This window comes from Parasphingorhabdus sp. (genome assembly GCF_048269915.1).
Lineage (GTDB): Bacteria > Pseudomonadota > Alphaproteobacteria > Sphingomonadales > Sphingomonadaceae > Parasphingorhabdus.
Map to the genome: position 1 here is coordinate 677,811 of NZ_JBLWTY010000002.1, position 12,901 is coordinate 690,711.

The window sequence follows — 12,901 nt, forward strand, 5'->3', positions numbered from 1 at the left end:
CTCCTGCGCAGAAGGTAATCCGCGCAGGATACTCCCGATCATCAGAATACGGCGATAGCCGCGTGAATGGCCAGGGCAATGATGCAAAGGCTCGACAGCGAAAAGGCAGCAAAGCGATATAATACACGGTTTACTGTTACCTGGATCAAGCTGTGAACCACGCGCAAGCCGACATAGAGCCAGGCAATTGTCAGATTCAGGCCATGGCCCTGACCCGCCAGTATAAGCACAACACACACCGCGTAAAACAGCGTTGGTTCGGTCAGCAGATGGTTGTAATTATGGGCCTTCCACTGGACTTCCGGCGGCAGCAGCTCATCAAGATCACCGCCCTTGCCGCCGACCAGATTCGCGGTATCAATCTTGGCCTTGTTCATTGCTGGTATGCGTGTGACATACATCCATAACCAGATCAGCATGGTCCACAGGATGAGCGCAACCATCGGCTGCAGCAATGGGCTATTCTCCAACATATTATCCTCCCCGTTGTCGTTATGATTCTAGAAAAGCGTGACCCACAGCGCGTTGATCGCCATAATCAGCAGGCAAATGGTCGACGCCAGAAAGAGCAGAAAACGGATATTCACCAGATTGACCGTCGCCTGCCAGATGCTGTGGATAATACGGATAATCGTATAGGCCCATGCCAGATACAGATTCAGGCCGTGGCCTGCATCGGCGAGCGCGAGAATCACAACCGTGGCATAGAATAGTGTCGGCTGTTCCATCAAATGCGTATAATTATGCGATTTCCAGGCGACGTTGGCGGGCAGTTGCGGATCAAGATCCTGCCCGCGTCCACCGGCGCTCTCCCCGATATCAATGCCCATTTTCTTGGCGGCGGGCAGCCTGGTGCCCGCCATCCAGAACAGCATGATGAGTGACCAGATGACCAGCACGGATGCTGGCGCCAAAATTGCCGTACTCATGAGTCTTGCCCTCCCAAAGAATAGGGAGAAACTGCGTCAACTGTAAACGATTGTCAATTGCAACCTAAATTGCGTCTCAAACCCGGGGGAAAGAAACCACATTGTCACGGTCGGAACGATCCAGATTTTCGCCTACATAGAGACTGGCCATCGGTTCGTCCGTCACGTCATATTCGTCGCTGCTGCCATAGCCGTTGAACTTTGTCCGCATGGCCGAGCCATAGGCACCGATCATGCCGATCTCGATATAGTCACCGGCCTTGATGCTGTCAGGCAGATTGAACGGACCGGCCATATAATCCATGTCGTCGCAGGTCGGGCCATAGAAGCTGAAACCGGTGGCTGCCACATTGTCTTCCTCCGCGCCGACGAGGCGGACCGGGAAGCGCCAACCAATATGCGCGGCATCGAACAACGTGCCATAAGCTCCGTCGTTGATATATAGTTCTGTACCGCGGCGGCGTTCGACCTTGACCACCAGCGAGCTATATTCGGCGGACAGGGCGCGACCCGGCTCGCACCAGAGTTCGGCGGAATAGCTGATCGGCAAATCCTCGAATGTCCGGTCAATAGCCGTGAAATAATGGTTGAGCGAAACCGGATCGAGATCCGGATAAATGGACGGGAATCCGCCACCGACATTGATGATGTCCACGGTGACCGATGCGGCAACAATAGCAGTCCGGACCCGTTCCAGAGCATGTACATAGGCGAGCGGCGTCATCGCCTGGCTACCGACGTGAAAACAAATTCCCAGCGTATCGGCGGTCTGGCGGGCACGTTGCAGCAATTCCGTCGACTCGTCGACTTCGATGCCGAATTTCGAAGCGAGGCTGATCTCGGCAAATTCCGAGGCCACGCGGATCCGCACGCAGAGCGTCAGCTCATCCGAATGGTCGGTTCCCGTTTCGATTTTTTCCAGCTCTTCGAGACTGTCGAGCGAGAATACCCGGACACCATGAACGTGATAGGCTTCGCGGATCGAAGCAAGTTGCTTGACCGGGTTCATGTAGCAAAGCGTCGCATCCGGCAGGGCGGCGCGGACGATACGCACTTCGTCGATCGAAGCGACATCGAAATGCGTCACACCTTCTTCCCACAGCAGTTGCAGCAGGGCAGGAGATGGATTCGCCTTCACGGCATAAAGGGCTTGTCCAGGAAACTGCTCGATAAAATAGCGCGCAGCGCGACGGGCCGCATGCGGCCGATTCAACAAAACTGGAATATCTGGGCTTAGAGCCTTCGTCAGCTCCTCAGCATCATGGTAATTGTGCAACTCAAGGGACCCCCTATCGGCTAAGATCGATTGAGCTGCCTTGCGGATTCGCAAGCGGCCATGGGGCAGCGATGCGCGGATATATGGTTGGTTTTCCAATCTGTAAAGACCCGCCTCCACAGAATTCGGCAATTTGCGTAATTTTTTTAGCTTAATCGGTCACGAAATGTCGTCCAATCGAAACTTTTGACGCATTTCAGGCTGTCATTGTCGCTATTCCACAGCCAGATCGAGGGCAAGGGGACGCCATTGAACGTATTGGTTTTTACCATCGAGTAATGGGCCTGATCGAGAAACGCGATGCGCTGACCGATATGCGGCGGCTCGGGCAGAATATAGTCGCCGATAATGTCTCCCGCCAGACAGCTGGGGCCACCGAGTCGGATCGGACTTCCCTCGCTGCCTTCGTCCAGCATGGCCGGGCGATAGGGGGCCTCGATCACATCCGGCATATGGCAGGTGGCCGAAATATCGGTGATACCCACAGCCATGCCATTGTCGAAGACGTCCAGTATCTCGCCGACCAATATGCCGGTGTCCAATGCCACCGCCTCGCCCGGCTCGAGATAGATTTCGCAGCCCGATCTTGCCTTCAGGTCCTTGAGAAAGTCGACCAGCGCATCACGGTCATAATCATCGCGGGTGATATGGTGCCCGCCGCCAAGGTTGATCCATTTGAGCGTACCGAAATGGGGGGCGATAACCGGCTCAACCTTCTCCCATGTCCGTTGCAGTGCATCGAACCCCTGTTCGCAAAGATTGTGGAAGTGGATACCGGACAGGTGCTCGAAATGTCCGGGCGCGAGTTGGCTGAGCGGAAAGCCCAACCGGCTATGGGGCTGGCTGGGATCATATTTCGCCGTCTCGCCCAGCGGGATTTCCGGATTAATTCTTAATCCTATTTCCGAACTATCTGGTATAAAAAGCTGATTAGATTCACATTTCCATCGATCAATCTGTGCCGGATTGTTGAACGTAATATGGTCCGAAATCGGAATCAGTTCGGCCAGATCATCCGCTTTATAGGCCGGAGAATAGGTGCTGATCGGACCGCGAAAATGCGCCTTCGCCAGGCGCGCTTCCCACAGCCCCGAGGCGCAATAGCCATCCAGATATTCGTCGATCAGGGGTGCCAGCGACCACATGGAAAAGGCTTTCAACGCCAGAAGAACTCTGGCGCCGGAACGCTCCCTGATATCCGCCAGAATCGTCAAATTCCGGCGCACGGCGGCCTCATCGACAACAAAGGCCGGCGAGGGTACCCGCTTCAGGTCAAAATGCGCAAAAGCGCCGGGATCGCCAGCCTTGGTCTCCATCTCAAAAGGCCAAAGGTGCTTCCAATTCTTCCAATGTCCACGGCAGGCCATGCTGGTTCAGCATCTCCATGAACGGGTCCGGATCAAATTCTTCCATGTTGAAAACACCCTTGCCCTGCCACTGGCCGGACAACATCATCGCCGCGCCGATCATCGCCGGAACGCCGGTGGTATAGCTGACACCCTGATTGCCGGTTTCCTCGAACGCCGCTTCATGGCTGCAGATATTCTTGACGTAGAGCGTCTTCTGCACACCGTCCTTCATGCCGGTCGCAATCACACCGATATTGGTATTGCCCTTGGTGGTCTCGCCAAGGCTCGCTGGTTCCGGCAGAACCGCTTTCAGAAATTGCAGCGGAATGATCTCGCGGCCTTCGTACATCACCGGATCGATCCGGGTCATGCCGACATTCTGCAGCACTTCGAGATGGGTCAGATAGGCATCGCCAAAGGTCATCCAGAAGCGGATGCGCTGGATTTCCGGCAAATGGGTTTTGAGCGATTCGATTTCCTCATGATACATCAGATACATATTCTTCGGACCCACGGCCTCGAAATCGAATTCCTGCTTTTGGGTCAATGGAGGCCCTTCCACCCATTGGCCTTTCTCCCAGTGGCGTGAATTGGCGGTGACTTCCCGGATATTGATCTCGGGATTGAAATTGGTCGCAAAATGCTGGCCATGATCGCCGCCGTTGCAATCGAGAATATCGAGCGTGTCGATCCGGTCGAAATGATGCTTTTTGAGCCAGCAGGTGAACACGCTGGTGACACCCGGATCGAAGCCCGAGCCGAGCAGCGCCATGATACCGGCATCCTTGAACCGGTCGTGATAGTCCCACTGCCATTTATATTCGAACTTCGCCTCGTCGCGCGGTTCGTAATTGGCGGTGTCGAGATAGTCGGTCCCGGTCGCCAGGCAGGCGTCCATGATCGGAAGGTCCTGATAGGGAAGAGCAAGATTGACCACCAGATCGGGCTTCTCATGCTCGATCAGCGCGGTCAGCGCCGGAACATCATCGGCGTCAATTTGCGCTGTTTGGATGTCCACACCGGTGCGCTGCTTGACCGAATCCGCAATTGCCTCGCATTTTGAAACCGTCCGGCTTGCGAGAATAACGGATGAAAACGGACCGTCACCCGCAGCAATGCCTTGCGCCATCTTGTGTACCGCTACCGAACTGACGCCGCCTGCGCCGATTACCAAAATTTTGCCCATGATTTTCACTCTAAATGCTGGAGAAACGAGAGTCCCGCATATAGGGAGAGACCATGACAGAGCAATACCTCTTGAGCGCGGACCGGCAACCGACCCTGGAGGGTGTCGAGCGAGCAGCGGCGAAAATCGCGTCGATTCTCCCCGCCACTCCCTTGTTGCCTCTGGAAATCGACGGCACGACGATCTGGTGCAAGGCGGAATGCCTGCAACCCATCGGTGCGTTCAAAATTCGCGGAGGCTGGCACCGCCTGACCGACTTGACCGATGACCAGCGAAGACACGGTGTTGTTGCCTTTTCCAGCGGCAATCACGCGCAAGGCGTAGCCTGGGCGGCCCGCGAACTTGATGTGCCTGCGACGATCATCATGCCGGAAGATGCACCGCAGGCGAAGCGCCGGAATACCGGGGCTTTGGGCGCAAAAGTCATCACCTATGACCGGATGAACGGGAATCGCGAGCAGTTGGCCGCTGAAATCGCGCAAGACACCGGAGCCGTCGTGGTTCCCAGTTTTGATGACCCCTGGATTGTCGAGGGCCAGGGCAGTTGCGGTCTGGAGATACGGGAGCAAATGCTGGCCTGGACGGGTTCGGAGCCTGATCAGATTATCGCCTGTTGTGGCGGGGGTGGTCTGGCCAGCGGGTCTGCGCTCGCCAACCCGGAGGCTCGTATCATCATAGTCGAGCCCGAGGGATGGGATGACATGAAACGCTCGCTGGAGGGTGGAAAAATCGTGCCGGTGGAACAAAATCCGCCGGCTACCGAATGCGACGCGCTGCAAACATTATTGGTGTCGCCGATTACGTTTAATATTCTGAAGGATCGCAACGCCATTGGCGTCGCCGTCTCGCCCGCCGAGGTTCATCATGCCATGCGCGTGGCTTTCGAGAAATTGCAACTGGTGGTCGAACCGGGCGGCGCTGTGGCTTTGGCAGCGATTTTGGCTGGTAAAGTACCGGCAACCGAGCGGACTGCGATCACGCTATCCGGCGGCAATGTCGACCATCAGCTGTTTGCGAAAATTATCGCGGGCAATTAGGCCGCGATCGCCAGTTCCAGGTCCATCCGGCTCCAGATTTCCACCAGCGCCTTGGTCAGATCGACCATCATTGCTTCGCTATGTGCTGGTCCCGGCGTAAACCGCAGGCGTTCCGTGCCGCGCGGTACGGTGGGATAGTTGATCGGCTGCACATAGACACCATATTCGGCGAGCAGGACGTCGCTGATCTTTTTGGCTTTGACTGGATCGCCGACCAAAAGCGGAACGATATGCGTCGAGGAGTCCATCACCGGCAGCCCCGCTTTCGCAAACAGGTTTTTGAGCGTCTGAGCCGCAACCTGCTGGCCATCGCGCTCTTCGCTCGACTGTTTCAGATGACGAATGCTGGCCAGCGCACCGGCAACAAGCACGGGCGACAGGCTGGTCGTAAAGATGAAGCCGGGTGCGTAGGAGCGGATCACGTCGACGATCTTCTGGTCAGCCGTAATATAGCCACCCATCACTCCGACTGCCTTGGCCAGCGTTCCTTCGATGATAGTTATTCTTTCCGCAGCACTGTCGCGTTCGGAAATACCGCCACCGCGTTCGCCATACATACCTACGGCATGAACTTCATCGCAATAGGTGAGGGCGTTATATTTGTCCGCCAGATCGCAAATCGGGTGGAGTGGCGCAATGTCGCCATCCATCGAATAGATGCTTTCAAAGGCAATCAATTTGGGCGCTTCAGGATCCGCAGCGGCGAGCAGCTCTTCAAGATGTTCGAGATCATTGTGCCTAAACACGCGCTTTTCACAGCCGCTATTCTTGATGCCCGCGATCATTGAAGCATGGTTCAATTCGTCGGAGAAAATAACACATCCTGGCAGAATCTTCGTCAGCGTAGAAAGTGTTGCTTCGTTCGAAACATAGCCAGATGTGAACAGCAGAGCGCCAGACTTGCCATGCCAGTCGGCCAGCTCCCGCTCGAGCTGAATATGATAATGGGTATTGCCACCAATATTGCGGGTTCCGCCAGAGCCGGCACCGACATCGTGCAGAGCCTCTTCCATCGCAGCAATTACATCAGGATGCTGGCCCATGGCCAGATAGTCGTTCGAGCACCAGACGGTGACTGGCTGCGGCCCGTTGTGATGGGCGAAACAGCGGGCGTTCGGAAACGCCCCCTTGTTACGCAAAATATCGATAAAAACCCGATAGCGTCCTTCGGCATGAAGCCGATCAATCGCTTGCGAAAAAATTTTGTCGTAGTCCACTATCTACCAAATCCTGCGTCAAATCTGTTCTTGCGGTCGCTCTGGAATGGCCCTTAGCCGCCTTTTTCTGGAAATTCCAGCGCAAACCACTCGCAATAAGAGTTGTTCGCCATAGACTTAGAGGGTTTCAAACCGGTTTATGCCATATTTTCTGAAGGCAGGTCGATAGGGCGCAATCTCTGCTAAATCACCGGTGGTAACAAATATACCGTCCCGGCTTTCGCTTGGCCATGACATGTCCTTCGTCAAACTGGATATCCTGCGGGCGATACCCTGTGCGCCGTCGATCAACTGGATGGGCTTCCGGGCCGCCTGCGCCAATTCGTCCCGTAATAGCGGGAAATGGGTGCAGGCGAGTATGACCGTGTCCATTTGTTCGCCTCCGGCCTGGTCCAGCAAGCCCGACATAGCTTCTTCAATGACCTGTGGATCTGACTTCTCCCCGCGCAGCTTGGCTTCTGCTGCGTAGACGAGCTGGGGAGCGGCATGGCGAAGCAATATCTTGTCGGCCGCAAAATCAGCCGCCAGCCGGTCAACATAGGGTTGCCTTATGGTGGCCCGTGTTCCGAGCAGGCCGATCACTCCGGTTCTGGTTGTCTCGCTCGCTGGCTTGATCGCCGGTACTGTACCCACGACAGGGATGTTCAGTGCCGAACGAACATGATCGAGCGCGATTGTTGATGCCGTGTTGCAGGCTATAGTGGCCAATAACGGCTTGTAGCGCTCGACGAGGCGACCAAGCAGCGCCGGGATGCGTGCCGACAGCTCTGCTTCGGATTTCATGCCATAAGGCAATCCCGCATAGTCTGCGGCATAGACGATGGGCGCTCGGGGGAGCAATTTTATCGCTTCGCTCAATACAGACAGCCCGCCGACGCCGGTGTCGAAAAATAACAAGGGAGGGCATTCGCCATTCTGCGCTTCGGTCATATTTTGCCCATAGCCAGAATTGTATGACGACGGCAACTGCTTCGGTTCGTCTGACAGGCGTTTGATCTTGGCCGTTTTTTGAGACGGAATGCTTGCTCATCATCAAAGGGGAATATAGCGCGAAATTAACAAGGGGTATTTTCAGTGCAGTCTATGTGGGTAGAACCAATATTGGCTTTAGTGTTCGGCTATTTGCTGGGCTCGATCCCTTTTGGCCTTTTGTTGACCCGCCTGACTGGTGGCGGAGATTTGCGCAAAATCGGCTCCGGTAATATTGGCGCGACCAACGTCTTGCGCACCGGGAACAAGGGAATCGCCGCTCTGACCCTGTTACTCGACATCGGAAAGGGAGCCGCGGCGGTCTATCTTGCTTTGCAAATGTCATCGGGGTTGGGCGTGCTTGCCGGGCTCGGCGCTTTTCTCGGTCATCTCTATCCCGTCTGGCTAAAGTTCAATGGCGGTAAGGGGGTCGCGACTTTGCTGGGCGTGGTTACCGCCCTGATCCCGATGGCGGGGTTGATATTTGCGGTCACCTGGATTGGTTCTATTGTGTTGTGGCGCTATTCGTCAGTAGGAGGGATGCTTGCCGCCATATCGGTACCGATTGCGGCCTTTGCTCTGGGAGAATATGCCATGATGCCAATGTTCATCGGTCTCGCGCTGCTGGTTTTGTGGAAACATCGTTCGAATATCGAACGATTGCTTGCAGGCGAAGAACCGAAGGTCGGGGCATCGAAACGAGTTTGAAGTGGACGGTACCAGCCGGGAGGCATTTGATCAGCTTCGGCTTATCCGGTCCGCCAATGTCGGTCCTGTTACCTATCTGCAATTAATCCGAAGATTTGGTTCTGCTGCGTGTGCGCTGGAGGCGATACCGGAATTGGCGACCCGGGGCGGCGGACGATTGCCGCGTATTGCCGATAGCAAAGACATCGACATTGAGATGGAGGCGCTTCGTCGACTGCGCGCGCGGTTGCTCTTTCTCGGTGACGCCGCCTATCCCGCCTTATTGGCGGAACTCCGCGATCCACCGCCCGTCTTGATCTGGCAGGGCCGGCTCGAGCTGCTCGATCGCCCGATGGTCGCGATGGTGGGCGCACGCAACGCATCGGCGGCGGCGTGCCGCTTCGCTCGTGATCTGGCCAATGATCTGACTGCACAGGGTGTTTCTATTGTCTCAGGACTAGCGAAAGGTATTGATACCGCAGCCCATCAGGGTTCGTTGAGCAAGGCGACAATCGGAGTAATTGCGGGCGGGGTAGATGTTTTCTATCCGGCCGATAACGAGGATCTCCAGCGGGCAATAGCGTCGCGTGGTCTGTTGCTGGCCGAGCAGCCGCCGGGAACCGAACCCCACGCCAGGCATTTTCCCTATCGCAACCGGATCATCGCCGGACTTGCGAGAGGCACGGTGGTGGTCGAAGCCGCACCGCGATCCGGTTCGCTGATCACCGCACGACTGGCTGCAGACGCCGGAAGACAGGTCATGGCGATCCCCGGTTCACCGTTCGATCCAAGGTCCCGAGGTTGCAATATGCTGATCCGTGACGGCGCAACTCTAGTGCAATCGGTTGATGATGTGCTGGAATTGATCCTTCCCTTCGACGAACGCGCAGAAGGTGCCCGTCGCGGCCACATGACGTCCGAAAATGTTGGTTCCCATTATGTTGATGACTCCGGTGCGCCCGATCTCGACAGTTCAGAACGCGTGGGGCTGTTGGCCTTGCTGAGCGTAACTCCGGTCGCCGTCGACGAACTCGTTCGGCAATCCGGACTGAAACCGGCTTCGGTGCATCTGGCCCTGCTCGAACTGGAACTTGGCGGACGACTGACCCGCCATGCCGGAGCCCGCGTGAGCCTGTCGAACTGAGTGTTAAACGGCAAACTAATTTTTATCGCCATTGACAAAAACTTCAATCAGGGCCTTGACCTACACCCAATCCCTGTCACAGCCTCGCGCGTATACGTGAGAACAATGAAAATCGGAACATATGCAGCTAGTCATCGTCGAATCACCCGCCAAAGCCAAAACCATTGAAAAATATCTGGGATCGGATTTCAAGGTATTGGCGTCCTACGGCCACATCCGCGATCTTCCGCCAAAGGATGGTTCGGTCGATCCGGACGATGGCTTTGCCATGACCTGGCAGAATTACACTGACAAGACCAAACAGCTAAAAGCGATCACCGACGAATCGAAAAAAGCCACACGCCTGATTCTCGCGACTGACCCTGACCGCGAAGGGGAGGCGATCAGCTGGCACGTTCAGGAAGTCCTGCGAAAGAAAAAAGCGCTTCCCGAAAAGGTCGACCGGGTGACGTTTAATGCGATCACCAAGGCTGCTATTACCGAAGCCATGGCTCATCCGAGAGCTTTGGATGACGATCTGATTGATGCTTATCGTGCCCGTCGGGCACTCGATTATCTGGTTGGTTTCACCTTATCGCCGGTTTTGTGGCGCAAGCTTCCGGGAGCGAAATCAGCAGGCCGGGTTCAATCCGTTTCGCTTAAGCTGATCGTCGAGCGGGAGCGTGAAATCGAGGCGTTTGTTCCACAGGAATATTGGTCGATCACCGCCCAGATGGAGCAGGATGGCCAGGCCTTCGACGCCCGGATGACGATCCATGAAGGCAAGAAGCTTGGTAAAATGGATCTGGCGAACGAAGGTCAGGCGATGATCGCCAAGACAGCGGTCGAAAACGGCCTGTTCACGATTGAATCCATCGAGACCAAGCCGCTAACCCGCAATCCGCCGCCGCCCTTCACCACGTCGACCCTGCAACAGGAAGCCGCGCGTAAACTGGGCTATTCCGCCAGCCATACGATGCGCATCGCACAGCAGCTCTATGAAGATGGCGCGATCACCTATATGCGAACCGACGGGGTCCAGATGGACGGTAGTGCCATTTCAGCGGCGCGCAAGGCAATCTCGGACCGATATGATGCAAGCTATGTTCCGGACAAGCCGCGCGTTTACAAATCCAAAGCAAAAAATGCGCAGGAAGCGCATGAAGCGATCCGGCCGACCAGTTTCACGACCCGGACCGTCGGGACCGGCGATCATGCGAAGCTCTACGACCTTATTCTGAAGCGGGCGATGGCCAGCCAGATGGCGTCGGCGCGGCTCGAACGAACGACGGTCGAAATGCTCGATGGCAGCGGCCAAACCGGTCTGAGGGCGAACGGGCAAGTGGTTAAATTTCCCGGCTTTCTGGCGCTATATGAAGAAGGCAGGGATGACGAGAACGACGAGGATAGCGGTTTGCTGCCAGCGATGGCCAAGGGCGACAGTCCGGCGAAGAAGTCCGTCGATGCGTCCCAGCATTTCACTCAGCCGCCACCGCGCTATAGCGAAGCCAGCCTGGTCAAGAAAATGGAAGAACTGGGCATTGGGCGCCCGTCCACCTATGCGTCGATCATCAAGACGCTGAAAGATCGCGCCTATGTCCGGATCGAGAAGAACCGGTTCTTTGCCGAGGAAAGCGGACGGCTGTTGACCGGCTTTCTCGAACGGTTCTTCGATCGTTATGTCGCTTATGACTATACCGCGGGTCTCGAAGATGAACTCGATGAAGTCAGCGGCGGCCGTGCGCAGTGGCAGGCGATTCTCGAAGCCTTCTGGCATGATTTCAAACCAAAGACCGTAGAAGTGATGGAAAAAATGCCATCCGAGGTCACCGCCGAACTGGACATTTTTCTAGAGCCCTATCTCTTTCCCGAAAAGGAAGATGGCAGCGATCCGCGGCTGTGTCCGCGTTGCGGCGAAGGCAGGCTGGCATTGCGTGGCGGTCGTTTTGGTGCCTTTGTCGCTTGCTCCAACTATCCGGAATGCAAGTTCACCCGTCGCTTCGCGCAGGGCGGTGGCAATGCGGCCGAAGATGAAGGTCCGCAGGAACTGGGTGTTGACCCCGACAGTGATGAGAAAATTACCAAGAAAGTCGGTCGTTTCGGACCTTATGTCGAAAAAGGGGAGGGCAAGGACGCAAAACGAGCCTCGATCCCCAAGGATATCCCAGCAGAAGATTTTGGACTTGAATGGGCTGTCAAACTTCTATCGTTACCCCGCGAAGTCGGAATTCATCCGGAATCCGGCGAGCCGGTAACCGCGCAAATTGGCCGCTATGGTCCCTATCTGAGCCATAATGGCAAATCGGCCCGGCTGGAAAACACGCTTGAGGTCTTCGAGATCGGCATGAATGCCGCCGTTGCCAAATTGGCCGACGCCGCCAAGAATGGCGGTGGTCGCGGCCGTGGCAAGATGGAACCGCTCAAGATCATGGGTAAGCATCCGCGGACGGAAGAAGAGATTAAGCTGATGGATGGCCGCTATGGTCCCTATGTCACCGATGGCACGACCAATGCATCCTTGCCGAAGACGGTCGACAAGGATGAATTGACGCTGGAAGAGGCAGCGCAGCTTATCGATGCGCGAGCGGCAAAAGGGCCTGCCAAGAAACGCAAGAAAAAGGCCGCTCCCAAAAAGAAGCCTGCTGCAAAAAAGAAGCCCGCCACAAAGAAGCCCGCCACAAAGAAGGCGCCGGCAAAGAAAACAACTGCAAAAAAGGCTCCGGCAAAAAAAGCTGCGACGTCAACCAAAGCGGAATAGGATCGAAACGGAATATATCACGCCGTTCAGGCGTCGGCGATCATCGCGGCGACTTCATCCAAAAGGAGCAAGCGTTGTTTTTTCAATGTTTCTGTCCGCTCGTCTGATGCCGGCTCGACTTCGCTTTCAATGCGATGAATTTCCTTGTTTATATCATGATAGCGGTCGGCAACGGTACGGAAATGCTGGTTGGAGATTTTCAGCTGATGCAGTTTCTCGACATCATCGGGGAATTCGGCATGAAGGTCGTGCAATACGTGGCTCATTCTGGGTCTTTCATCTCGTTGAATGTTGCACGCGGGTTATCCGCCGCCAGCAATCTCTCCTATCCGCAAATCTACCTAATGCCCCCCGCATCGGGGGCAGCCTT

12 protein-coding genes are annotated in these 12,901 nt (G+C 55.8%); 4 read left to right on the plus strand and 8 right to left on the minus strand.

The annotated features are described in order from the left end of the window. Window positions 1-41: 41 nt before the first annotated feature. From ACN0WX_RS08235 to ACN0WX_RS08255, 5 genes are all read right to left on the minus strand, one after another. Window positions 42-473 (minus strand): MAPEG family protein, encoded by a 432-nt coding sequence (locus tag ACN0WX_RS08235; RefSeq protein ID WP_417621805.1) that lies wholly within the window; start codon window positions 471-473, stop codon window positions 42-44. Between the two features lie 27 nt (window positions 474-500). Then, window positions 501-929 carry an MAPEG family protein gene (locus ACN0WX_RS08240; RefSeq protein ID WP_417621806.1) on the minus strand — a complete coding sequence of 143 codons (429 nt, stop codon included), beginning with the start codon at window positions 927-929 and terminating at the stop codon, window positions 501-503. Window positions 930-1,005: 76 nt separating this feature from the next. Then, entirely contained in the window at window positions 1,006-2,205 is a 1,200-nt protein-coding gene (locus tag ACN0WX_RS08245; protein ID WP_417621807.1) for a type III PLP-dependent enzyme, read from the minus strand. Window positions 2,206-2,351: 146 nt separating this feature from the next. Further along, the gene (locus ACN0WX_RS08250; RefSeq protein WP_417621808.1) at window positions 2,352-3,521 is read right to left on the minus strand and encodes a carboxynorspermidine decarboxylase; all 1,170 of its coding nucleotides are present in this window, start codon (window positions 3,519-3,521) and stop codon (window positions 2,352-2,354) included. 1 nt (window position 3,522) lies between these two features. After that, the gene (locus ACN0WX_RS08255; RefSeq protein ID WP_417621809.1) at window positions 3,523-4,740 is read right to left on the minus strand and encodes a saccharopine dehydrogenase family protein; all 1,218 of its coding nucleotides are present in this window, start codon (window positions 4,738-4,740) and stop codon (window positions 3,523-3,525) included. Between the two features lie 53 nt (window positions 4,741-4,793). On the opposite strand from ACN0WX_RS08255, the gene ACN0WX_RS08260 reads away from it, so the two are divergent. Further along, complete coding sequence (locus tag ACN0WX_RS08260) at window positions 4,794-5,777, plus strand: threonine ammonia-lyase (RefSeq protein ID WP_417621810.1); 984 nt, start codon at window positions 4,794-4,796, stop codon at window positions 5,775-5,777. On the opposite strand, the gene hemA is transcribed toward ACN0WX_RS08260, so the two are convergent. Then, a complete protein-coding gene (hemA, locus tag ACN0WX_RS08265) occupies window positions 5,774-6,994 on the minus strand; it encodes a 5-aminolevulinate synthase (protein WP_417621811.1) in 1,221 nt (406 codons plus the stop codon). The genes ACN0WX_RS08260 and hemA overlap by 4 nt on opposite strands. 117 nt (window positions 6,995-7,111) lie before the next feature. Then, complete coding sequence (murI, locus tag ACN0WX_RS08270) at window positions 7,112-7,924, minus strand: glutamate racemase (protein WP_417621812.1); 813 nt, start codon at window positions 7,922-7,924, stop codon at window positions 7,112-7,114. Window positions 7,925-8,077: 153 nt separating this feature from the next. Here murI and plsY point away from each other — a divergent pair, with 153 nt between their 5' ends. From plsY to topA, 3 genes are all read left to right on the plus strand, one after another. Continuing rightward, window positions 8,078-8,671: a glycerol-3-phosphate 1-O-acyltransferase PlsY gene (plsY, locus tag ACN0WX_RS08275; protein WP_417621881.1), complete on the plus strand. Its 594-nt coding sequence runs from the start codon at window positions 8,078-8,080 to the stop codon at window positions 8,669-8,671. Between the two features lies 1 nt (window position 8,672). Continuing rightward, window positions 8,673-9,794, plus strand: coding sequence for a DNA-processing protein DprA (dprA, locus tag ACN0WX_RS08280; RefSeq protein ID WP_417621813.1), 1,122 nt, complete (start codon window positions 8,673-8,675; stop codon window positions 9,792-9,794). A gap of 121 nt (window positions 9,795-9,915) precedes the next feature. Beyond that, the gene (gene topA / locus ACN0WX_RS08285; protein ID WP_417621814.1) at window positions 9,916-12,531 is read left to right on the plus strand and encodes a type I DNA topoisomerase; all 2,616 of its coding nucleotides are present in this window, start codon (window positions 9,916-9,918) and stop codon (window positions 12,529-12,531) included. A gap of 26 nt (window positions 12,532-12,557) precedes the next feature. Here topA and ACN0WX_RS08290 read toward each other — a convergent pair whose 3' ends face one another. Next, the gene (locus ACN0WX_RS08290; RefSeq protein WP_417621815.1) at window positions 12,558-12,797 is read right to left on the minus strand and encodes a YdcH family protein; all 240 of its coding nucleotides are present in this window, start codon (window positions 12,795-12,797) and stop codon (window positions 12,558-12,560) included. Window positions 12,798-12,901: the final 104 nt, after the last annotated feature.